Source organism: Maribacter halichondriae, from assembly GCF_027474825.1.
Taxonomy (GTDB): Bacteria; Bacteroidota; Bacteroidia; order Flavobacteriales; family Flavobacteriaceae; genus Meishania; species Meishania halichondriae.
This window is the reverse complement of record NZ_CP107030.1, coordinates 3,027,159-3,047,396: the sequence shown is the minus strand read 5'-3', so window position 1 is coordinate 3,047,396 and position 20,238 is coordinate 3,027,159. Positions and strand designations below refer to the sequence as shown.

General features: G+C 40.3%; 19 protein-coding genes. 7 read left to right on the top strand and 12 right to left on the bottom strand.

Annotated elements, in window-relative coordinates; genetic code table 11:
* Positions 1–27 precede the first annotated feature (27 nt).
* The 4 genes from N8A86_RS14150 to N8A86_RS14135 form a co-directional block, all read right to left on the bottom strand.
* Positions 28–912, bottom strand: coding sequence for a bifunctional 5,10-methylenetetrahydrofolate dehydrogenase/5,10-methenyltetrahydrofolate cyclohydrolase (locus tag N8A86_RS14150; protein WP_273565982.1), 885 nt, complete (start codon positions 910–912; stop codon positions 28–30).
* A 25-nt stretch (positions 913–937) separates the two neighbouring features.
* Positions 938–2,275: a signal recognition particle protein gene (gene ffh / locus N8A86_RS14145; protein WP_273565981.1), complete on the bottom strand. Its 1,338-nt coding sequence runs from the start codon at positions 2,273–2,275 to the stop codon at positions 938–940.
* Positions 2,276–2,573: 298 nt separating this feature from the next.
* Positions 2,574–3,047, bottom strand: a complete 474-nt coding sequence (locus tag N8A86_RS14140) for a hypothetical protein (protein ID WP_273565980.1) — start codon at positions 3,045–3,047, stop codon at positions 2,574–2,576.
* Positions 3,048–3,099: 52 nt separating this feature from the next.
* Positions 3,100–4,863 carry a hypothetical protein gene (locus tag N8A86_RS14135; RefSeq protein WP_273565979.1) on the bottom strand — a complete coding sequence of 588 codons (1,764 nt, stop codon included), beginning with the start codon at positions 4,861–4,863 and terminating at the stop codon, positions 3,100–3,102.
* Between the two features lie 107 nt (positions 4,864–4,970).
* Between N8A86_RS14135 and N8A86_RS14130 the strand changes: the two genes are divergently transcribed.
* The 4 genes from N8A86_RS14130 (at position 4,971) to N8A86_RS14115 (ending at position 9,020) form a co-directional block, all read left to right on the top strand.
* The gene (locus N8A86_RS14130) at positions 4,971–5,483 is read left to right on the top strand and encodes an RNA polymerase sigma factor (protein WP_273565978.1); all 513 of its coding nucleotides are present in this window, start codon (positions 4,971–4,973) and stop codon (positions 5,481–5,483) included.
* Positions 5,484–5,604: 121 nt separating this feature from the next.
* Positions 5,605–6,516, top strand: coding sequence for a FecR family protein (locus N8A86_RS14125; RefSeq protein WP_273565977.1), 912 nt, complete (start codon positions 5,605–5,607; stop codon positions 6,514–6,516).
* A gap of 300 nt (positions 6,517–6,816) precedes the next feature.
* Positions 6,817–7,686, top strand: coding sequence for a TonB-dependent receptor plug domain-containing protein (locus N8A86_RS14120; RefSeq protein ID WP_273565976.1), 870 nt, complete (start codon positions 6,817–6,819; stop codon positions 7,684–7,686).
* A gap of 71 nt (positions 7,687–7,757) precedes the next feature.
* Positions 7,758–9,020 carry a TonB-dependent receptor gene (locus tag N8A86_RS14115; RefSeq protein WP_273565975.1) on the top strand — a complete coding sequence of 421 codons (1,263 nt, stop codon included), beginning with the start codon at positions 7,758–7,760 and terminating at the stop codon, positions 9,018–9,020.
* Positions 9,021–9,120: 100 nt separating this feature from the next.
* On the opposite strand, the gene N8A86_RS14110 is transcribed toward N8A86_RS14115, so the two are convergent.
* Positions 9,121–10,038 carry a Brp/Blh family beta-carotene 15,15'-dioxygenase gene (locus tag N8A86_RS14110; RefSeq protein WP_273565974.1) on the bottom strand — a complete coding sequence of 306 codons (918 nt, stop codon included), beginning with the start codon at positions 10,036–10,038 and terminating at the stop codon, positions 9,121–9,123.
* Positions 10,039–10,127: 89 nt separating this feature from the next.
* On the opposite strand from N8A86_RS14110, the gene N8A86_RS14105 reads away from it, so the two are divergent.
* A complete protein-coding gene (locus tag N8A86_RS14105; RefSeq protein WP_273565973.1) occupies positions 10,128–10,865 on the top strand; it encodes a bacteriorhodopsin-like in 738 nt (245 codons plus the stop codon).
* Between the two features lie 172 nt (positions 10,866–11,037).
* Here the strand turns inward: N8A86_RS14105 and N8A86_RS14100 are convergent, their stop codons facing one another.
* Genes N8A86_RS14100 through argS form a run of 3 tightly spaced genes read right to left on the bottom strand, consistent with a single transcriptional unit; the run spans position 11,038 to position 13,724 of the window.
* On the bottom strand, positions 11,038–11,238 hold the full coding sequence (locus N8A86_RS14100) for a zinc-dependent peptidase (RefSeq protein ID WP_273565972.1): 201 nt from the start codon (positions 11,236–11,238) through the stop codon (positions 11,038–11,040).
* Entirely contained in the window at positions 11,205–11,867 is a 663-nt protein-coding gene (locus N8A86_RS14095) for a zinc-dependent peptidase (protein ID WP_273565971.1), read from the bottom strand. Before N8A86_RS14095 ends, N8A86_RS14100 begins: the two co-directional genes overlap by 34 nt.
* 45 nt (positions 11,868–11,912) lie before the next feature.
* Positions 11,913–13,724, bottom strand: a complete 1,812-nt coding sequence (gene argS / locus N8A86_RS14090) for an arginine--tRNA ligase (RefSeq protein WP_273565970.1) — start codon at positions 13,722–13,724, stop codon at positions 11,913–11,915.
* Positions 13,725–13,839: 115 nt separating this feature from the next.
* On the opposite strand from argS, the gene N8A86_RS14085 reads away from it, so the two are divergent.
* Positions 13,840–14,265 carry a hypothetical protein gene (locus N8A86_RS14085; protein WP_273565969.1) on the top strand — a complete coding sequence of 142 codons (426 nt, stop codon included), beginning with the start codon at positions 13,840–13,842 and terminating at the stop codon, positions 14,263–14,265.
* The gene (locus N8A86_RS14080; protein ID WP_273565968.1) at positions 14,262–15,686 is read left to right on the top strand and encodes an SDR family oxidoreductase; all 1,425 of its coding nucleotides are present in this window, start codon (positions 14,262–14,264) and stop codon (positions 15,684–15,686) included. The genes N8A86_RS14085 and N8A86_RS14080 overlap by 4 nt, the downstream gene beginning before the upstream one ends.
* Before the next feature lie 29 nt (positions 15,687–15,715).
* On the opposite strand, the gene N8A86_RS14075 is transcribed toward N8A86_RS14080, so the two are convergent.
* The 4 genes from N8A86_RS14075 to N8A86_RS14060 form a co-directional block, all read right to left on the bottom strand.
* Positions 15,716–16,834: a hypothetical protein gene (locus N8A86_RS14075; protein WP_273565967.1), complete on the bottom strand. Its 1,119-nt coding sequence runs from the start codon at positions 16,832–16,834 to the stop codon at positions 15,716–15,718.
* A 51-nt stretch (positions 16,835–16,885) separates the two neighbouring features.
* Positions 16,886–17,818: a citrulline utilization hydrolase CtlX gene (ctlX, locus tag N8A86_RS14070; protein ID WP_273565966.1), complete on the bottom strand. Its 933-nt coding sequence runs from the start codon at positions 17,816–17,818 to the stop codon at positions 16,886–16,888.
* A 97-nt stretch (positions 17,819–17,915) separates the two neighbouring features.
* A complete protein-coding gene (locus N8A86_RS14065; RefSeq protein ID WP_273565965.1) occupies positions 17,916–18,830 on the bottom strand; it encodes a dimethylarginine dimethylaminohydrolase family protein in 915 nt (304 codons plus the stop codon).
* A gap of 84 nt (positions 18,831–18,914) precedes the next feature.
* Positions 18,915–20,201, bottom strand: a complete 1,287-nt coding sequence (locus N8A86_RS14060; RefSeq protein WP_273565964.1) for a citrate synthase — start codon at positions 20,199–20,201, stop codon at positions 18,915–18,917.
* Positions 20,202–20,238 lie beyond the last annotated feature (37 nt).

Below are 20,238 nucleotides of genomic sequence, written 5' to 3'. Positions count from 1 at the left end.
ACCCAAGTCGAACACAAAAAGGGAAGCCTATTTTCTACTTCGGTGTCTTTCCCTTGCCAAAAGCGTATTTTTAAGCAGCATGGCAATGGTCATTGGACCCACCCCGCCGGGAACCGGTGTTATATACGACGCTTTTTTACTGACATTCTCAAAATCGACATCGCCGGTAATGTAATATCCTTTTTCTTTGGAATCATCCGCCACTCGAGTAATACCGACATCAATGATTACAACATCGTCCTTGACCATTTCCGCTTTCAGGAATCCGGGGACGCCCAGGGCAGAAATAATGATATCGGCCTGTGTCGTAATCTGACTAATATTCTTGGTTCGGCTATGGGTCAAGGTGACGGTAGAATTTCCGGGGAAACCTTTACGGCCCATTAAGATACTCATGGGTCGCCCTACAATATGACTTCGGCCTATGACGACGGTATGTTTCCCTTGTGTCTCTACTTGATATCGCTCTAAAAGCTCTAAAATTCCGAACGGTGTAGCTGGAATGAAGGTACTCATGTCCAAAGCCATTTTTCCAAAGTTCGTAGGATGAAAACCGTCAACATCCTTATCGGGATGAACGGCCATAATAACCTCTTGCGTGTCAATTTGGTCGGGTAAGGGAAGCTGAACGATAAATCCATCGATATCATCGTTCTGATTGAGCTCTTCTATTTTTTTTAAAAGTTCCAACTCAGAAGTTGTACTGGGCATCTGTATCAAGGTCGATTCGAAACCGACACGCTCACAAGACCTAACTTTACTACCTACGTAAGTTAGACTAGCACCATCATTACCCACAATAATCGCGGCCAGATGAGGTACCTTTTCACCCCTTTCTTTCATTTTATCCACCTCGGCCTTAATTTCGGCTTTGATGTCGTTGGAAATTTTTCGGCCGTCTAATATTTTCATTTTTTTTTAGTCTTCAATTGGTTAATTATTTCATGCCCTTCATTCCGCCCATCATCTGCATCATCTTTTTGCCTCCGCCGCCTTGCATCATCTTCATCATCTTGCTCATTTGGTCGAATTGCTTCATCAACTGATTGACTTCTTGCACATCACGACCACTTCCTTTTGCAATTCGCTTTTTACGGCTTGCATTTAATTTTGAAGGATTTGAACGTTCATCGGGAGTCATTGAATGGATTATCGCCTCGATATGTTTGAAAGCATCGTCGTCGATATCCAATCCTTTTAGCGCTTTTCCGGCACCGGGAATCATGCCCATCAAATCTTTGATGTTTCCCATCTTCTTGATTTGCTGAATTTGGCTCAAAAAATCATCAAAACCGAATTTATTCTTGGCAATTTTCTTCTGTATTTTTCGGGCCTCTTCCTCATCAAATTGTTCTTGGGCCCGCTCCACCAAAGAGATGACATCGCCCATACCTAAAATTCGGTCCGCCATTCTGGATGGATGGAACACATCGATGGCCTCCATTTTTTCACCAGTACCGATAAACTTGATTGGCTTATTAACGACTGATTTAATTGAAATGGCGGCACCACCACGGGTATCCCCATCCAACTTGGTCAATATTACCCCATCGAAATTCAATACATCATTGAAGGCCTTTGCAGTATTCACCGCATCTTGGCCGGTCATCGAATCGACCACGAACAGGGTCTCTTGAGGTTTTATCGCGGCGTGAATGTTCGATATTTCGTTCATCATCTTTTCGTCCACCGCCAAACGGCCCGCGGTATCGATGATGACTACATTAAAACCTTCTGAATTTGCCTTAGCGATACCTGCTTGTGCGATAGATACAGGGTCATTATTTTCACGATCCGAATACACCTCAACTCCAATCTGATCTCCGACTACATGCAATTGATCAATTGCTGCAGGGCGATAGACATCACAGGCAACCAATAAAGGTTTTTTTGATTTTTTGGTCTTAAGGTAATTGGCCAATTTTCCTGAAAAAGTAGTTTTACCCGAACCTTGTAGTCCTGACATTAAGATAATCGAAGGAGTTCCCGAAAGATTGATTCCCTCGGTCTCACCACCCATGAGTTCGGTCAGTTCATCTTTTACGATCTTGACCATCAACTGCCCAGGCTGTAGCGTAGTCAATACATTTTGACCTAAGGCCTTTTCCTTGACCCTATTGGTAAACTCTTTGGCTATCTTGAAATTGACATCGGCATCCAACAAGGCCCTGCGGACTTCCTTGGTCGTTTCGGCAACATTGATTTCTGTAATCTGCCCATGACCTCTTAACGTATGTAAGGCCTTATCGAGCTTTTCACTTAAATTATCGAACATCGTTCACATCATTTTTGAAGAAAAGCAAATTTAAGAATAAGAATGGTAAAGATGGGGAAATAAGATGGAAAAGTCCCTCCCAAACCCTCCCCAAAGGGGAGGGAACAGCTTCGTCAATGAATATGGTCATAAAGGAATTCGCCAAATCGTTTCGAAGTGAATAAGTTTCTCTATTTCTTAAAAGTGTTTTGCAGCCTTGGGTGGTATTCCCTCCCCTTTTGGGAGGACTAGGGAAGCAACAAAAAAAGCACCCATTTTTCAATGGATGCTCCTTTGGGGTTGTGGGGCAAAAAGGGTGTTAATTCTTGCTGAAGGTTAGGAGGTCGGTTCCTCCATTTCCACCGCTGATATCCATTAACTCGATTTGGTTGTTCGAGTACGATTTGATATCCCAGTCATCAGACAGTTCTTCAAAAATTTCCGGCGAGCTGAACAAAATGTTAAAATCAACATCACTTGTACTAGTATCGTCATTACTATTATCAGAAGTTGTAATAGACCATGCGCCTGAAAGTGATGTATTTCCGTCTGTAGCTCCTAAGGTTCCGTTTTCTTGAAAAGTAAAGATGTAGTCCACATAATCGGAGGTTTCTTCTTTATCTGAATCGAAATAATAGCTAATATGCCAATCTCCATTTGTGATGGCACTTTTTATGCTTGGAATGTCCGAACTATCCACAACATTGTTCTCTTTTCCGTCATCTTTGGAACACGATTTGAAAACCAATATGGCCAAAATCAAAACCGTAAGATTGATTGCTATATTTTTCATTTTTTAGAAATTTTGAAAACGCCCCAACACTTGCATGTTGGGGCGGTCTTATTTATTTCTTTTCCAACACTAGAATATCCATTCCACCTTCATCATTGGTATGGCGCAATTCCACCCTGTTTTCTTCTACTTCGACTATGGTGTAATCGTTCGCCAAAGGATAGTAATTGCTTTCTGAACCGAACGCGATGATCATTTCCAATTTATCTTCGCTGTTTCGATAGACTAACCATCTACCCGTTTCGGCCATCACACCATTAGAGTTCATCACAACAATCGACCCATCTTGCCTAAATTCAAAATCATCATACACATAGGCCTGTGCCATAGAATCATTGTTCATTGAGAAAAGTGCCACGTTCCATAATGAATCGATAAACAAGCCGCGGATCCAGGCAACGTCGTCGTCACCTTCATCATTATCACAATCGCGCTCCAATATCAATTCATAGTCCGTACCGGGAATCTCGAACTTCAACCTATCATCACGTAAATCGGTTAACGGCCATTCAAAACTTACTCCTGGCTCGTCACCCATGACAATGGCCATAACCAATCGACCTTGTTCGTTAGTCGTGATTTCCCAAGTGCCTTCACCTATAGTTTCTCCATTACTTAAAGTGACGATACCTTCAGCCTGAAAACTGAATTCATATCCTAAGAGTCGTTTGATTTCCTCTCCATCGACTTTGACCTTTTTAATGATCCAGTCACATTCCCGTAACACTTCACGCAAGGTACTGGGGTCATTGTTCAGAATATCACAGGCCTTTTGCATGATGATCCAGTTTCCATCCTTTTCATGTAATTTGATTTTATCCTTGGAAATTTCGTACACGAACCAATCGAGATTAAAATCGACCAATACATCAAATTCAAGTCTTAACAAGACCCTATAGTCCGTTACCCTGGTACTCCAAGTACCTGTAATATTATTACCGGCCCTATCGATTACGTTTACGGCACCATCTTCGGTAAAGTTCATAATGGATTCAAAATACTGCTCGGTCTGAAGTTGATTGTCGCGCATAATATCGCGAATCAACCATGGACATTCTACCAAAAGAGCATCCAATCTTTCCTTAGTAAAGTCATCATCATTATAATCATCGTCGTCGTCTTCATCACAAGCATCCTTTGCCATTTCAATGGCTTCGGCCAATTCGGCATTACTGCTTACGCGTACCTCAGTTCCATCGAACATGACCAAAACAACAGGGTATTGTATACTTATCAAATCATTTTCACCAAGCCCGGCAAAAAACCTGCGCATCTCTTTATCACTCTCAACGACCACGCTACCCGTTTGGGTCGAGTTGGTATCCAACGTAAAAAATGTAACAGGGTACACCACATCGATACACTCGATATCTTCATCATCGCCACCTTCTTTACATTGTTTGGCAAGTTCACGAAGATCTGCCTCACCATTTATGGTAATCTCGGTATAATCGGCCATCGTGATAGTTATAGGAAATATAATATCCAACAAGTTCTCATCATCCTCGACCGCATCAAAAATTTCTTCGATCAAGTGTAGATCCTCTTTGGAATCAATGGTAATCTCCAGCCCGTTTACCTTCACGGTATACGGAAAACGTATATTGAAACAACTGGCGCCATCGACAATATTATCATACGAACCATCATTCGAAACCGTACGCTCCATTAGCTTTGCGGTAGCGGAACTTGCGGTCAGGGACTCCCCTTCCTCTTGTGGGTCAGGCACATCATATTCTTCTTTTTGACACCCTGTAAAGACCATAGCTGTAGCGAGTAGGCCGACGTACAGCGAAGATTTAAATAACTTTTTCATAACGATTTGGATTTTTTTGTTAATACATTCCTAAAACAACGAGGTTTGTAAATACCCTACTTATAATTCATTTTTTTCAAATATCTTTGAGGTAAAACCAACCCATTTTGAACAACGAAAATACCGATAATATATGTGAGGAACAGTTATTTAGCCAAATCTTCAAGGCTAATTCTAAAACGGTTTTTAATTACATTTATTATAAGTTTGGCAACGAAGAAAAGGCCTATGATGCTGTACAAGAAGCTTTTATGAAACTATGGGAGAATTGCGCGAAGGTGGCCCCCGCGAAGGCCAAATCATACGTTTATACCGTTGCCAATAATCTCTACCTCAACGTAATCAAAGCTGAAAAAGTACGTTTGAAATATGCCGACAAGACATTGAAATCTACTCATGAATCCCCTGAGTTCGTTATGGAAGAAAACGAGTTCAGGGAAAAGTTGGATAAAGCCCTGAATGATCTACCCGAAAACCAACGCACTACTTTTCTATTGAATCGGATAGATGGAAAGAAATATGCCGAGATCGCGGAGATGGAAGGGGTAAGTGTAAAAGCCATTGAAAAAAGAATGCATTTGGCGCTAAAAACGTTGAGGGAACAGATTGACGGTATTTAAAGGGTTCCAGGTTTGGAGTTACATGTTTCAGGTTGAAAAAGAATCACAACTGGAAAAGTATAACCCAAAAAAGTAGGGTTTTTTCTTAAACGATTGTTATTAAGGTACAAAGCTAGAAATCATGCAAGAAAATTACTTGGCAAAATGGCTGAACAACGAACTCACTGAAGCGAAGCTCGCGGAATTTAAATTGTCCGACGAGTATGCTTCGTACCAACGTATTCTTGAAGCTTCGAATAGTTTGGAAGCTCCTGAATTCGATGCAAATCAGGCTTTTACGGCCTTGAAGAACAAGCAGACTTTGAACAGTACAAAGGTTGTGCAATTGCATCCTTTTAAGAAGTTCTTGCGGGTTGCTGCGGCTATCGCCGTTCTTTTAACCGGTTCATATTTCTATCTTAATTCTTTGGATGAGAACATTTCGACCCAATATGCGGAAAATAAAGAAGTGGTACTTCCGGATGCTTCTACCATAATATTAAATGCTGATTCCCAAATCTCCTACAACGAAAAGAAATGGGACGAAAAACGAAACATTGCCCTTGAAGGCGAAGCCTTTTTCAAAGTAGCAAAAGGGAAACGTTTTACCGTCGCCACCGAAAACGGTACCGTGACCGTTCTGGGCACACAATTCAATGTCGAGAATCGTGGGGATTTTTTCGAGGTTACTTGTTATGAAGGTCTGGTCAGTGTTACCTTCAACGAAAAAGAAACTAAATTACCTGCAGGTACTTCCTTCATGGTAATTCACGGAAAAATAGTTGATGCCGAGGCCCCAAATACGAATGTACCGGCATGGATGAACGATGAAAGTTCGTTTAAGAGTATTCCCCTAAAATATGTTTTAAATGAGTTTGAAAGACAACATAATATCAAGGTGGAAACCCAAAATGTAGATACAGATCAGCTTTTCACAGGTACTTTCAGCAATACCGAGACCGAATTGGCGTTGCAAAGTATTAGTGTTCCTTCCCGAATAAAGTTTAAATTAGAGGGGAATAAAGTGCTGTTCTATGCCGAAAACGCGCCTTAAACGCTTTGCATACCTTCTTTTTTTCTTTCTCTGCTGCTTTTCGTAAAGACTGGCAACGCACAAGAGACAGCTGTACCCAAACTACTCATCACCTATATTCAAGAACTTGAACAACAATTCGATGTAAAGTTTTCCTATGTCGATGAGGATATTCGACCTGTAGAGATTCGCGTACCAAAAAATGATACGCTCGAAGCCATTCTGAACGACATAGAAAAACAGACCCAGATAAAGATTAGAAAACTCAACGAACGGTATTATACCCTTTCAAAAAGTACTACCGTAACTATCTGTGGTGTGGTGCTTGATAATTTCGAACAAAATACCATTCCCGGTGCGACGGTTCAGGTTTTGGACACCGAAATAGCCCTAATTACCGATTTTGATGGAAAGTTCATCCTTGAAAATATTCCGAGAAAAGCCGTGCTACAAATTCAGCACTTGGGGTTCAAGCCTTTATTTGTTATAGCCGAGGAGTTGGTAAATCTTGAATCCTGTGCCGAGTTGGTATTGGCACAGAACGTACAACAATTGGATGAAGTCGTGGTCATCGAGCTATTGACCTCGGGGCTCGTTAAACAGACCGATGCGAGTATTGAATTGAATACCGGCGCCTTCGGAATTCTACCCGGATCTATAGAACCCGATGTACTACAGACCATACAGGCCCTCCCAGGTATCAAGAGTATCGATGAAACGGTTTCCGACATTAATATCAGAGGAGGAACGAACGACCAAAACCTTATTCTCTGGGACGGTATCAAAATGTATCAATCCGGACACTTTTTTGGTTTGATCTCGGCGTTTAACCCTTATCTCACCGATAAGGTGACCATCATCAAAAACGGAACCAGTTCCGAATACGGTGACGGGGTTAGCGGTGTCATCAATATGGAAACAAAGAACGAGTTGACCGATACCTATTTTGGCGGTGCAGGGGCGAACTTTATCAGTGCCGATGTATTTGGACAAATTCCTTTAGGGGAAAAATTGGCCTTTCAATTTTCAGCCCGTCGATCATTGACCGATTTTTTAAATACACCCGCCTATAATCAGTTTTCTGTACGGGCCTTTCAAGATTCGGAAGTGACCCAAAACGGCAGTTTTTCTTTTATGATTTCACTGGAAAACTATTATATGATATCAATGAAAAACACAAGATTAGGTTAAGTTTTATCAATATCAACAACAATCTTGATTATAGCGAAACGAACGAAGATGCTTCAAGAAGTTCGCAAAGTATGTTGGACCAGACCAATCTCTCGTTGGGTGGAAGCATTGAGAGTCATTGGAGCGATACTTTTTCTACGCACCTCAACGCATATTCTTCACAGTATGAATTAGATTCCGAAAACACTACGGTAAATGGACAACAAAGCCTAACGCAGACCAATAGGGTATTGGAAAGAGGTGCCAAATTGAATACGCATTATAAAATGGATTCCAAACTACATTGGCTCAATGGCTATCAATTTAGTGAAACCGGAATATTGAATTTTACCGATGTCGACCAACCCCCATTTAAAAGTGATATTCTTGAAGTTATGCATACCCATTCCGTATTCTCTGAAATAGGATATGAATCTTCGAACCAAAAGTTTTTGGCAAGGGTCGGTGGACGCCTGAATTATTTCAACAATTTGGATACTTTCGATGAAATCGTGGTAGAACCTCGATTGAACATGCATTATGCCTTGACCGATAATCTCAAAGTGGAATTTTTGGGAGAATTTAAAAGTCAGGCCACCAATCAGATTGTAGACCTTGAACAGAATTTCTTAGGAATAGAAAAACGACGTTGGATATTATCGGATGGTAATCAACTACCCATCACAAAGAGTAAACAAGCCTCACTGGGTTTCAACTATAATTATAGAGATTTATATGTGAGCTTAGAAAGCTTTTACAAAGAAGTCAACGGAATCAGTACGGAGACCCAAGGTTTTCAGAACCCATTTCAATTTGGTGGAGAAATTGGAAAGTATGAAGTAAAAGGAGTCGAATTTCTCGTCAATAATAAAACCAACGACTATAGCCTCTGGTTCAGTTATGCCTTTAATTTGAACGATTATTATTTTGAGGATGTTGTACCGAATACCTTTCCGAATAATTTGGATATTAGACATACGTTTACCCTCGCCGGCACCTATACCTATAACAATTTCAGGTTCGGTGTTGGACTCAACTACCGCACAGGAAAGCCCTTTACCGAACCTTTCGAAGAAAACCCGATTAATACCACATTTTTTCCTAGTCGTATCAACTATTCGGAAGCCAATAGTAGCCGATTGCCCGAATATCTGCGTGCTGACGCCTCCGCTATTTATGATTTCGACCTGAGTCCAGAAGTTGGTGCCTCCATTGGGGTATCAGTATTGAATTTTACCGATCGCACCAATATTTTGGATACCTACTACCGTCTAAACGAAAATGATGAAATTGAAAAGGTTGAAAATGTTTCCCTTGGTCTGACTCCTAATTTTAGTTTTAGGCTTAGCTTTTAACCTTCTTATTTCAACTACATGGTTCACATCTTTTTCTAAAGAAGATGATTAGACTAGAATACTTTGGTAAACCTGATTTTTGGCTTTCAAACAAAGAATTTTAAGGAAGGCCTTTCTCATTGTTCTTCAATCTGCTGATTACTAAAATATGTGGAAAAGTAATTGCTGCTAGAAAAGAAAAGAAAAACGCGAGTGATGTTTCAAAATCATCACGAAACATATAAAGCAAAAGACTTATACCTATAACCGAAATAATCCAGTAAGGAAAGGACGAAACGATATATTTTTTAATACTCTTTCCCGAGAGATTGCCATGTAGAAAAACAATTTGTTCGGCCAATGATGGTAAGGAATGCCATAAAATAAAATAAATGGCAAAAGCCCACAACAAAGAGGCTACATTGAAAACTACAAAGAAGACAAGTAGAAGAAAAACTTCAAGCACAATTGAAGATTTGATAGTTTTATTGATAAAGGCGGTACCAAGTAATAAAGCAGCGGTTGAACCACTAATAAGGCAACCAAAAAAATAGGCTTTTCTCCAAACAGTATATCCCGTTATATTGTAAATAATATCAGTTACGGCATTTTCGTGCGCATGAAAAAGTAAGAAGAGAATAAAAAATCCATAGCAGATAAAGAATGTTTGAATGACAAATGTGGGTTTTTGAACTTTTATTGCCCAATGTTGCTCCCCAAAGTGATAAGCACTAAAAATAACGAAAAGCACCAGGGCAATTGCGGGAATGAAATAGAATACGCTCAGACTTATAAGTACAAACAAAACATAGTATATAAACCAAGTAATATATTCTCTACCCGATTCTCTGATACTTTCTGATTTTTGTAAGAGCTTCAAATCATTTGCCCCATGTAAAATACCAAAAGAAAGAATGAGTATATAGGCAAAGATATTTTCTACGGCATCTTCAAAAAATATGGCAAGCCAAAGAAAGAAGAAGGTAGCCACAATAATCATATTGTTCATTTCAGTAATTATGGCACTAGTATTTTTCATTTTGTTTAAAATATTAACAAATTACTTAGACATAAAATGTTTAGTCTTTAGTAATTTTACTTAAACAAAAATAATTAAATATAATTGCTATGACTAATTTTCTAAATTCAATTCAGTTGGTTACACGAATTGCAACCGACGATTACGTGGGTTTTACGTTTTTCGTAGGCTGTATGGCCATGATGGCCGCATCAGCTTTCTTTTTTTTATCAATGAATAGTTTTGATCTCAAATGGAGAACTTCAATTTTGGTTTCAGGATTAATAACTTTTATTGCGGCTGTACATTATTGGTACATGCGGGATTACTGGGCAGGTTTTGCTGAGTCTCCAACATTTTTTAGATACGTTGATTGGATTTTGACCGTTCCATTAATGTGTGTTGAATTCTTTTTAATTTTACGGGTCGCCGGAGCCAAAACCTCATTGATGTGGAGACTTATCGCACTGTCCGTTATTATGTTGGTGACCGGTTATATTGGTGAGGCGGTCAACAGAGATCAAGCATGGTTGTGGGGTCTCATTTCAGGTGTAGCCTATTTCGTTATTGTATACGACATTTGGTTGGGTAAGGCAAAAAAGCTTGCTGTGGAAGCAGGAGGTTCTGTTTTGAAAGCTCACAAAACCTTGTGCTGGTTCGTACTGGTAGGCTGGTCTATTTATCCCATCGGTTATATGGCAGGTACCCCTGGATGGTACGAGGGCATTTTTGGCGGTCTTGACCTAAATGTAATCTACAATATTGGGGATGCAATTAACAAAATAGGTTTCGGTTTGGTCATATATGGCCTTGCTGTTTCTCAAAGTTCTAAGAACCTAAAAGTCTAAACAATTTTTAAGATAAGGATGCTAAGTGCATCCTTTAGTTGGTTGTAGGCAAAAAGACCGTTCTTAGGAACGGTCTTTTTAGTTTAATCTGAGAGTATATAAATATACACGATACATAAATTTATAGGTATATGATTTCAGTGAACGAAATCCATTGGTCTGACTCCCAACTTCAGCTTCCGGGTGTCTTTCTAGAAGGATCAAAAACGCAGGCAATTTCATAATCAAAATTAAGCATGCGCTGAATGATGTAAAAAAGCTTTGGAAAATCTTTGTGAAAACTACTCGGGGTCTCAAAATAGTTCTCCACGGCCACCGAAAAGAATTCTTGTAGATTGGTCATTCCGTAATCCCTAAAGTATTGTGATGACACCAAATTTCTTCTAAAATCCTCAATTTCAAAAAGTTCTTTGATTTTTTTAATCCCACTCTGAACCTTCGTGCTTCCCATGAACGTTTTCTAAGCATTTCGAAACTTAACGCATGTGCGAATTCATGAACGGCAAGGTTGACATTGTCATCGGGTACAGCAAATCCTTCCCATATTTTATCGGCGGAAAAAATAGCCGTTTTAAATCTAGGGTTGTATTCACCCAAATGATGTCTGCGCCTAATTCTTGAATAGTATTCGGTAGGGTAGATAATAATTCGAAGCAAAGCCCCGACCATTTTATATTTCCGAAGTCCGAGGGTCATAAAAACTAAAGTTGCACAAAGTACCAGTTGTAATTCTTGTTTCTTGGCCACATCACCATAGAACACAAACTTTTTCTTACTTCTGAACCAAACGATGCGTTCATCGCATTTCTTTACATACTGTTTCGGAAGTCGATTGTACATAGGAAAATTCGCGACTAAAAGGTTCTTCTCTATTGCGGTCAGCGGTTTTGGTCTCACAAAAGGATTCCATTGATAGAGTCCAATCGCATAGTAAACCATATACCCGATATAGCCGACTATGAAAATGAGGGCTGCAATTCCAATATTTTCAGGGATAAGCATGTAGATTAAAACTATTAAAAGCGCAAATAATTGTCCGGGTAGTACCTACATACGCTCCGGGACTTCAATGCCCAGAAGTCTAAAAGCGGATTGAATTACTTCACTCACTTTCCGCGAAAGCTGAATTCGAAGTAGTCTTTTTTGTTCATCGGTTTCTCCCAAAATTGAAACTTGCTGATAGAACGAGTTGAATTCTTTTACCAGGTCATAAGTGTAGTTGGCGACGAGTGCCGGACTATAATTCTCAGCAGCCAATTGTATGGTTTCAGGGAAGTGTTGAAGTTGTTTGATGAGTTCTTTTTCCTTTTCATGAAGCATCAAAGAGGTCCCGATGGTGCTCGTCTCGAGCGAAGTCGAGTGGCTCGACCGGCCAATTTCTAATTCTTGGGCCTTACGAAGGATGGATTGGATTCGCGCATAAGTATACTGAATGAACGGTCCTGTATTCCCCTGAAAATCAACTGACTCTTCAGGGTTGAACAGAATCCGCTTTTTAGGGTCAACTTTAAGAATGTAATATTTTAAAGCCCCTAGCCCTATCATTTTATATAGCTCCTGCTTTTCTTCTTCGGAATAGTCTTCCAATTTCCCCAATTCTTCGGAGATTTCGGCTGCCGTTCGCGTCATGTCTTCCATTAGGTCATCGGCATCAACAACGGTACCCTCGCGGCTCTTCATCTTCCCGCTCGGCAAATCTACCATACCATAACTCAAATGATATAGATTTTCGGCCCAAGCAAATCCCAGTTTTTTCAGGATGAGGAAGAGCACTTTGAAATGATAATCCTGTTCATTACCAACTGTATAGACCATTCCACCAATATCGGGATAATCATTTACACGTTGGATAGCTGTTCCGATATCCTGCGTCATGTATACTGCGGTGCCATCAGAGCGAAGTACGATTTTTTCGTCCAGCCCCTCATCGGTCAGGTCGATCCATACACTGCCATCATCTTTTTTATAGAAGACACCCTTTTTGAGTCCATCGGCAACAACATCTTTTCCCAATAAATAGGTATCACTTTCGTAATAGAGCTTATCAAAATCGACACCAAGATTTTTGTAGGTTTCTTCAAAACCCGCATACACCCAGCCGTTCATCTTTTTCCAAAGGGAAACAGTTTCTGTATCACCAGCTTCCCATTTTTTAAGCATTTCTTGGGATTCCAAAAGCGAGGGTGCTTCTTTTTCAGCTAATTTCCTTTCGACACCATTTGACACGAGATCTTCTATTTCACTTTGATAGAGTTCGTTAAACTTTACATAGTAATTTCCGACAAACTTATCGCCTTTCAAACTGGTACTTTCAGGAGTCTGCCCTTCTCCGAATTTCTGCCAAGCCAACATACTTTTACAGATATGTATGCCACGATCATTGATAATCTGGGTTTTATACACTTTCTTTCCTGAGGCTTTTAGAATTTCCGCCACAGAATAGCCCAACAGATTATTTCGAATATGGCCTAAGTGCAAAGGTTTATTGGTGTTGGGGGAAGAATATTCAACCATAACTGCATTGATATTCTCTTGCTTTACGTACCCATAATGGGTAATGGCCATGATTTTATCAAAAAACTCAAGATAAAACGAATCGTCGATAACGATATTCAGAAAGCCCTTGACGACATTGAAACCCGATACAGCATCGACTTCTTTATGTAAAAATTCACCTATTTGTTCGCCAATCTTAACCGGATTTCCTTTTACAAATCGGAGCATCGGAAAAATGACCACCGTAATGTCACCTTCGAAGTCCTTTCGGGTCGGTTGAAATTCAACGGAAGCTAATTCCACACCAAAAATGGATTGTACCCCTTCTTTGACCTTTTCATTCAATACTTCTTGCACATTCATCAATCACGGCATTTAAAGCTGCAAAACTACGTATTTTTTACGCTTTTGTGCCGAAGTATTTCTAGAATGAAAAGGGTTTAGTTAACTTTATTGGTGCTAACGAAAAAGAAATTTTATGCTTCTCAATGTTTCCTACAACAATAAGGAGGTCACAAGAAAAATCGATATCGAGGTCGGTAAGCCCTTTACGCTGAAAGAACGTTGGGCCATGGGCGGTATTGGCTCACCGAGATTATTCATTACCGAAACAAGTATTGAAATCCGCAATCTTCTGATTCTGGACAATAATCGTGATCAATGCAATATCGAAATTCGGCCAAAGGGTATCGTAGTTCGATTTCGATCGTTGTTGGAGACTTTTGCTCTTGTGATTCCATTTTATAAATTGACAGTTTATAAAGGTGATCTTGCCATTTACTCGATTTATCGCGACCATTATTTTATTAAGGTAAAATCGGATACCAAAGCCGTTCAGAAGTTCTTCAAAAAAATACTGGACTACAAGGCCGACAACGCACCGACATCAATTGAAGATTTATGAAGATATTATTGACAGGTGCCAACGGTTATATCGGCATGCGATTGCTGCCCCAATTATTGGAGCTGGGCCACGAAGTCGTCTGTACGGTTCGGGACGAATCGCGTTTTTCCATTGAAAAAGAAGTACGTGATCAGATCGAGGTCGTCGAAATCGATTTCTTAAAGGAGGTTGAAAAAGGAAAAATTCCGAACGACATTGAGGCTGCATATTTTTTAATCCATTCCATGAGTGCCTCGATTGATGATTTTGATGAAATGGAGGCAAACACCGCCCGGAATTTCAATCTTTACCTTGAGAGTACGCAGGTAAAACAAGTGATTTATCTGAGTGGTATCGTCAATGAAGAAAACCTTTCAAAACATCTGTGGTCTCGAAAAAATGTGGAGCGAATTTTATATGAAGGACCTTTTAAATTGACCGTATTACGTGCCGGAATTATCGTTGGATCTGGAAGCTCTTCTTTCGAAATAATACGTGATTTATGTGAAAAGCTTCCGGTCATGATCACCCCGAAATGGGTGCTGACCAAAACACAGCCCATCGCCATTCGTGATATTATTTTCTTTCTGACCGGGGTTTTGGGCAATGAAAAAACATTCAATGATTCTTTTGATATTGCAGGTCCTGATGTGCTGACCTATAAAGAAATGTTGTACCAATATGCCAAAGCGCGGGGCTTTAAGAATTGGATACTTACCGTACCCGTGATGACCCCAAAACTTTCGAGCTATTGGTTGTATTTCGTTACCTCGACCTCGTACAAACTTGCCCTCAATCTTGTCGACAGCATGAAAATCGAGGTCATTGCCAGAGATACCCGACTTCAAGAAATCTTGAATATCAAACCACACACCTACAGCGAAGCCATTGACATGGCGTTCAAGAAAATAGAACAAAACCTGGTCGTTAGCAGTTGGAAGGATAGTATGATAAGTGGCCGTTTCAAAAAAAAACTTGAAAAGTATATTCAAGTTCCAAAGTTTGGCGTACTCAAGGATGAACAAAAACTAAAAATCTCAGACCCAAAAAGGGTCTTGAACAATATTTGGAAAATTGGCGGTGACAACGGTTGGTATTATGGCAACTGGCTTTGGAAAATTAGAGGGTTTCTAGATAAACTAAGCGGTGGGGTCGGGTTACGAAGAGGGCGTACACACCCTGATAAAATTTATCCCGGGGACTCTTTGGATTTCTGGCGCGTACTTCTCGCCGACAAAAAAGCAAAACGCCTACTTCTTTTTGCCGAAATGCGATTACCGGGCGAAGCATGGCTAGAATTTAAAATCGATGAAAACAATGTACTACATCAAACCGCCACATTTCGCCCTAGAGGTTTAAAGGGGAGGCTCTATTGGTACAGTATCGTACCCTTTCATTATTTTATTTTTGGTGGGATGATCCGGAATATTGCCAAGAGATAGCCCTAATGGCACAAAATAGTCAAAACAGACTATCTTTTTGTACGCCCCAACCACTCTTGCCAAGTAGCATGTGCCGGTCTTTTGCTTCCCTCACCATCCAACAGGCCATTATCTCTCCATACCTTAAAAATGTCAGGAGGGTTGGGAGTAGCATTGTATAAGTTGTCATAGTCACGATATACAAACCAAGCCACGAACTCGGCATCGAGTTCATTTGCCTGCTTAAAGAGTTTGGTCACATAAATGGCCTGCCATTCTGGTGTAGCCTTAACATGAATACCTAAGTTGTCTATAACCAAATCTTCGGCACAAAAACCTGTCTCAGAAATCGCAAAGGGTTTTGTAACATCCAGATTTCTAAAATCATATAGCCACGTATCGGAGAAAAGTTCGGGGTCAGCATCCCTTTTTAAGTTCTGATAATCTAAAAATGGATACGTACTAATGGAAATGTAATCCGAAAACGGAAGAAACATTTTAGTGATTTCCAATAACTCTTGACGGGTATTGTTGAACGACCTATCTTGAAAAGTCAAAAATATCGGCAAATTCGGATAGTCTATTTTTAGATTCGTATATACAGCCTCCGACATGGTCAAAAATTGCAGAAAGGCGGCATCGGTTTTTCTAAAAGCTGCGGTCACTTCTATTCCATATGCGAAATAATCCGGCTTTACCTCATCAATAATCCGCCTACAGTACTTTGTATACGCATTAATTACATCTGGATCATCGAAGGTCTTGCCCTGCCAAAATTGAGGTAGCGGTTGATGACTTCCATCATTGTTCCAATAATCGGCGAGATTTTCACGGGTCTGATTGGCCGGAGTGGCCGTAAGCAAAATTTTAGTGTTTGGGGCCAGTCCTGACTTTGTAGCCACAAGTGTACTTTGGACCTCGGAAGGAAACGGCAAATCATTCAGGGCTTCATCCCACGGTACTCCGTGGTCTAAATGATTTAGAAAAATATCGCTATTCTTGGTTACTTCCTGAAACGTGTCTAATTGTGCATCGATAGTATTGCCATAGGGGAAAGCTGTAAAGCCCATATGAAATGACCTAGTAAGCTCAGGATTTTCAGGCGGTCCCTCGTCATTTGAACAAGAGCAGCAAACCAATACTAGGGCGAACAAGTAGTAAAATCTCATATCAAGGGCCTTTATTCGTAAACGAAGAAAAGCACCCTGTTAGTATTCAACTTAAGCCTTGGGTAAAAACATCTCGGCCATCATGCACCTTGCACTTCCACCTCCACAGGTCTCGATGGTTTCTAACGAGCTATGCAAAATTTCGCAATGTGATTCGATACTTTTTATCTGTTCGGGTCTCAAACTATGGTAAGCGGCAGAACTCATAACCAAATATCGTTTATCATCTTTGCCCAAAACTTGTAGCATATTACCAGCAAAATGGTGCATTTGTTCTTCGGTAATGGCAATAATCTCCTTACCATCCTTTTTGACGTGATCCATAATATTTTTGCGTTCTTTTTTATCATCGATCGTATCGAGACAGATAACCGCAAAACTTTCGGCAAGACACATCATTACATTGGTGTGATAGATAGGCAAACGCTTGCCTTCAACGGATTGATATGCCGTGAAAACCACAGGAAAAACATCAAGGTCTTCACAAAACTCGATAAAAAGTTCTTCATCGGCCCTCGGAGAAAGCGCACAATAGGCCTTTTGATTCGGGCGATCCATTATAATACTGCCAGTACCTTCTAAAAAAAGGTTCGCTTCTTCGGCAGAAGTATAATCCATTATGGTCTCAATATGAAAGTCTTGCTCTTCCAACAAATCGAGAATATCTTCTCTTCTTTCATTGCGCCTGTTTTCTGCGAACATGGGGTATAGCACTACCGTGCCGTTGTCGTGGAACGAAATCCAGTTATTGGGGAAAATAGAATCGGGCGTATCGGGTTGTTTGGTATCTTCTACTACGATTATATTGACCCCTTTATTTCTCAGAACGGCGACAAAAGCATCGAACTCTTCTTGGGCCTTTGCGTTAATGATTTGGTTCTGAACATCTAGATCTTCCATGAAATAGTTGTTCACAGCGGTCTGTTCGTTCATGCGAAAGTTGACCGGGCGGATCATCAAAATTGTGTTTGTAATCTGGGACATTATATTCTCTATTAGAATTTATCGCGCAATATGCTAAGCTAAATAAATATTCCTGTTTTTCTGGGAGAAACTTTCTTCGATCAAATTTATTCTCAAACTACTCTCGAACCAACGGCAAGGTACTGCAACGCAGCAGACCGCCTTGTTTAGAAACTTCGGCATACGGAATTTCCTCAACGGTAAATCCTTGGCTTCTTAACCATTCATTGAGTCTTATGAAATTTTGTTCGGTCACCACGACTTCTGGAGAAATTGAAAAGACATTGCTGAACATTTGGTACATTTCATCCGCAGTGATCTCAAAAATATTTTCCCTTCCAAAGAAATCGACCAACCACTGATATTCCTCTTCAATCAAAAACCCATTTTTATGAAGTATGGCCTTACCTTTTCCGATGGGCTGAAAACAGCAATCTAAATGAAGGGCATTCTCCTTAGGGTTGATTATAGACTTTCTCAGCTCAAATGATTTCACCGTTTTATCAGGAAACATTTTCCGTATATAATCCACTCCTTCTTTGTTCGTTCGGGCGGTTATATAATCAGGATAATCATGACCGGTATAGGTACCTATAAAAATATGTTCATCCCACGGCATGACATCGCCCCCCTCTATATGGACCTCTTCGGGAGGGTAGAGGATATTTTCAGGAGCGATATACTCCAACACATGTAAAATAGCCTCAAACTCTTCTTCACGGTCAGGAAGTATGTTCGCCTTAACGAGTTTGTCATCGATGACAAAGGCAATGTCCCTAGAGAAAATCTGGTTGCAATCTTCCAAAACTTCGGGTCGAAATACTTTTACACCGTATTTTTTAAAAACCTGGGCAAAAGCATCCATTTCCTTTACCATATCGGCTTCCTTCGGATATGTGCCTGCCAAGATATGCTCCAAAGATTTAGGGTCATAAGCCTCTTTGGGAGAAGGAACAGGCCCACAGCTTTTTGCAGTGCCCAATACTACCGCTTTCAACTGAGAAACCTCATCTTTAATATTCAATTTCAACATGGTTCAGAATTTATTTCAAATCGCATTAAAAAAGCCCCTTTAAAGAATTAAAAGAGCTTTATTGTTTTTTTATGAGGTAGCAATCTACCTTAATTCAACATCGACAAAGGGCCTACTATTTTCGCCAATATAAATTTGTCTAGGTCGACCTATGGGTTCGTTTCGTAACCGCATTTCCCTCCATTGTGCGATCCAACCTGGTAATCGGCCTAAAGCGAACATAACAGTGAACATTTCTGTGGGTATACCCAAAGCTCTATAAATGATACCAGAATAGAAATCCACGTTCGGATATAATTTGCGATCAATAAAATATTGATCTTCCAAGGCCTCTTTTGCGAGTCCTTTGGCAACTTCCAAAATGGGATCTTCGATACCAAGATCAGCCAATACTTCATCGGCAGCTTTTTTAATAATCTTCGCCCTTGGGTCGAAATTTTTATATACCCTATGCCCAAAGCCCATCAATCTAAATGGGTCTGCTTTATCTTTTGCCTTTGCCATGTACTTTTTGGTGTCGCCGCCATCGGCTTCAATGGCCTCGAGCATTTCAAGAACTGCTTGATTCGCACCACCATGCAATGGACCCCATAAAGCAGAAATGCCTGCGGAAAGGGAAGCGAACAAACCGGCATGTGAAGAACCAACGATGCGAACGGTGGAAGTGGAACAGTTTTGTTCATGATCACCATGTAAAATCAATAACTTGTCCAATGCTTCAATTACTATTTTGTTCTTCACATATTCTTTGCTAGGTTTCTTGAACATCATTTTATGAATGTTCTCTACATACCCCAAAGTATCATCGCCATAGTCCAAAGGAAGTCCTTTTTTCTTACGCAAGGTCCAAGCTACCAAAACCGGGAATTTTGCCAATATGCGAACAATAGCCCCATACATTTCGTCTTTGGAGGTAACATTAACCGATACGGGATTAAAAGCGATCAGTGCGCTGGTCAACGAAGAAAGCACACCCATAGGATGCGCCGATTTCGGGAACGCATCCAAAATCTTCTTCATTTCTTCGTCTACGTGCGACTCGTTCTTGATATCAATGTGAAAAGCATCCAATTGTTCTTTATTTGGCAATTCACCAAAAATCAACAAATAAGCCACTTCCAAAAAATCGGCTTTCTCGGCCAACTCTTCGATAGCGTATCCACGATACCTTAAAATTCCCTTTTCACCATCCAAAAAAGTGATAGCACTTTCACAACTTCCCGTATTTTTATAACCGGGGTCTAATGTGATAATTCCGTTCGTAGCCGAGCGTAAGGTCTTTATATCAATTGCCAGTTCATCTTCTGTTCCTTTTATAACTGGAAACTCATACTTTTCCCCATTGTACTCTAGTATAGCTGTGTCTGACATTCTCTTGATTTTCTAATTATTTATTCTCCGGTAAATT

Excerpts from the sequence above, each read along its gene's own strand:
- N8A86_RS14150 (WP_273565982.1), bottom strand. The coding sequence starts at position 912 with ATGAAAATATTAGACGGCCGAAAAATTTCCAACGACATCAAAGCCGAA.
- ffh (WP_273565981.1), bottom strand. The coding sequence starts at position 2,275 with ATGTTCGATAATTTAAGTGAAAAGCTCGATAAGGCCTTACATACGTTA.
- N8A86_RS14140 (WP_273565980.1), bottom strand. The coding sequence starts at position 3,047 with ATGAAAAATATAGCAATCAATCTTACGGTTTTGATTTTGGCCATATTG.
- N8A86_RS14135 (WP_273565979.1), bottom strand. The coding sequence starts at position 4,863 with ATGAAAAAGTTATTTAAATCTTCGCTGTACGTCGGCCTACTCGCTACA.
- N8A86_RS14125 (WP_273565977.1), top strand. The coding sequence starts at position 5,605 with ATGCAAGAAAATTACTTGGCAAAATGGCTGAACAACGAACTCACTGAA.
- N8A86_RS14115 (WP_273565975.1), top strand. The coding sequence starts at position 7,758 with ATGTTGGACCAGACCAATCTCTCGTTGGGTGGAAGCATTGAGAGTCAT.
- N8A86_RS14110 (WP_273565974.1), bottom strand. The coding sequence starts at position 10,038 with ATGAAAAATACTAGTGCCATAATTACTGAAATGAACAATATGATTATT.
- N8A86_RS14105 (WP_273565973.1), top strand. The coding sequence starts at position 10,128 with ATGACTAATTTTCTAAATTCAATTCAGTTGGTTACACGAATTGCAACC.
- N8A86_RS14095 (WP_273565971.1), bottom strand. The coding sequence starts at position 11,867 with ATGCTTATCCCTGAAAATATTGGAATTGCAGCCCTCATTTTCATAGTC.
- argS (WP_273565970.1), bottom strand. The coding sequence starts at position 13,724 with ATGAATGTGCAAGAAGTATTGAATGAAAAGGTCAAAGAAGGGGTACAA.
- N8A86_RS14085 (WP_273565969.1), top strand. The coding sequence starts at position 13,840 with ATGCTTCTCAATGTTTCCTACAACAATAAGGAGGTCACAAGAAAAATC.
- N8A86_RS14080 (WP_273565968.1), top strand. The coding sequence starts at position 14,262 with ATGAAGATATTATTGACAGGTGCCAACGGTTATATCGGCATGCGATTG.
- N8A86_RS14075 (WP_273565967.1), bottom strand. The coding sequence starts at position 16,834 with ATGAGATTTTACTACTTGTTCGCCCTAGTATTGGTTTGCTGCTCTTGT.
- ctlX (WP_273565966.1), bottom strand. The coding sequence starts at position 17,818 with ATGTCCCAGATTACAAACACAATTTTGATGATCCGCCCGGTCAACTTT.
- N8A86_RS14065 (WP_273565965.1), bottom strand. The coding sequence starts at position 18,830 with ATGTTGAAATTGAATATTAAAGATGAGGTTTCTCAGTTGAAAGCGGTA.
- N8A86_RS14060 (WP_273565964.1), bottom strand. The coding sequence starts at position 20,201 with ATGTCAGACACAGCTATACTAGAGTACAATGGGGAAAAGTATGAGTTT.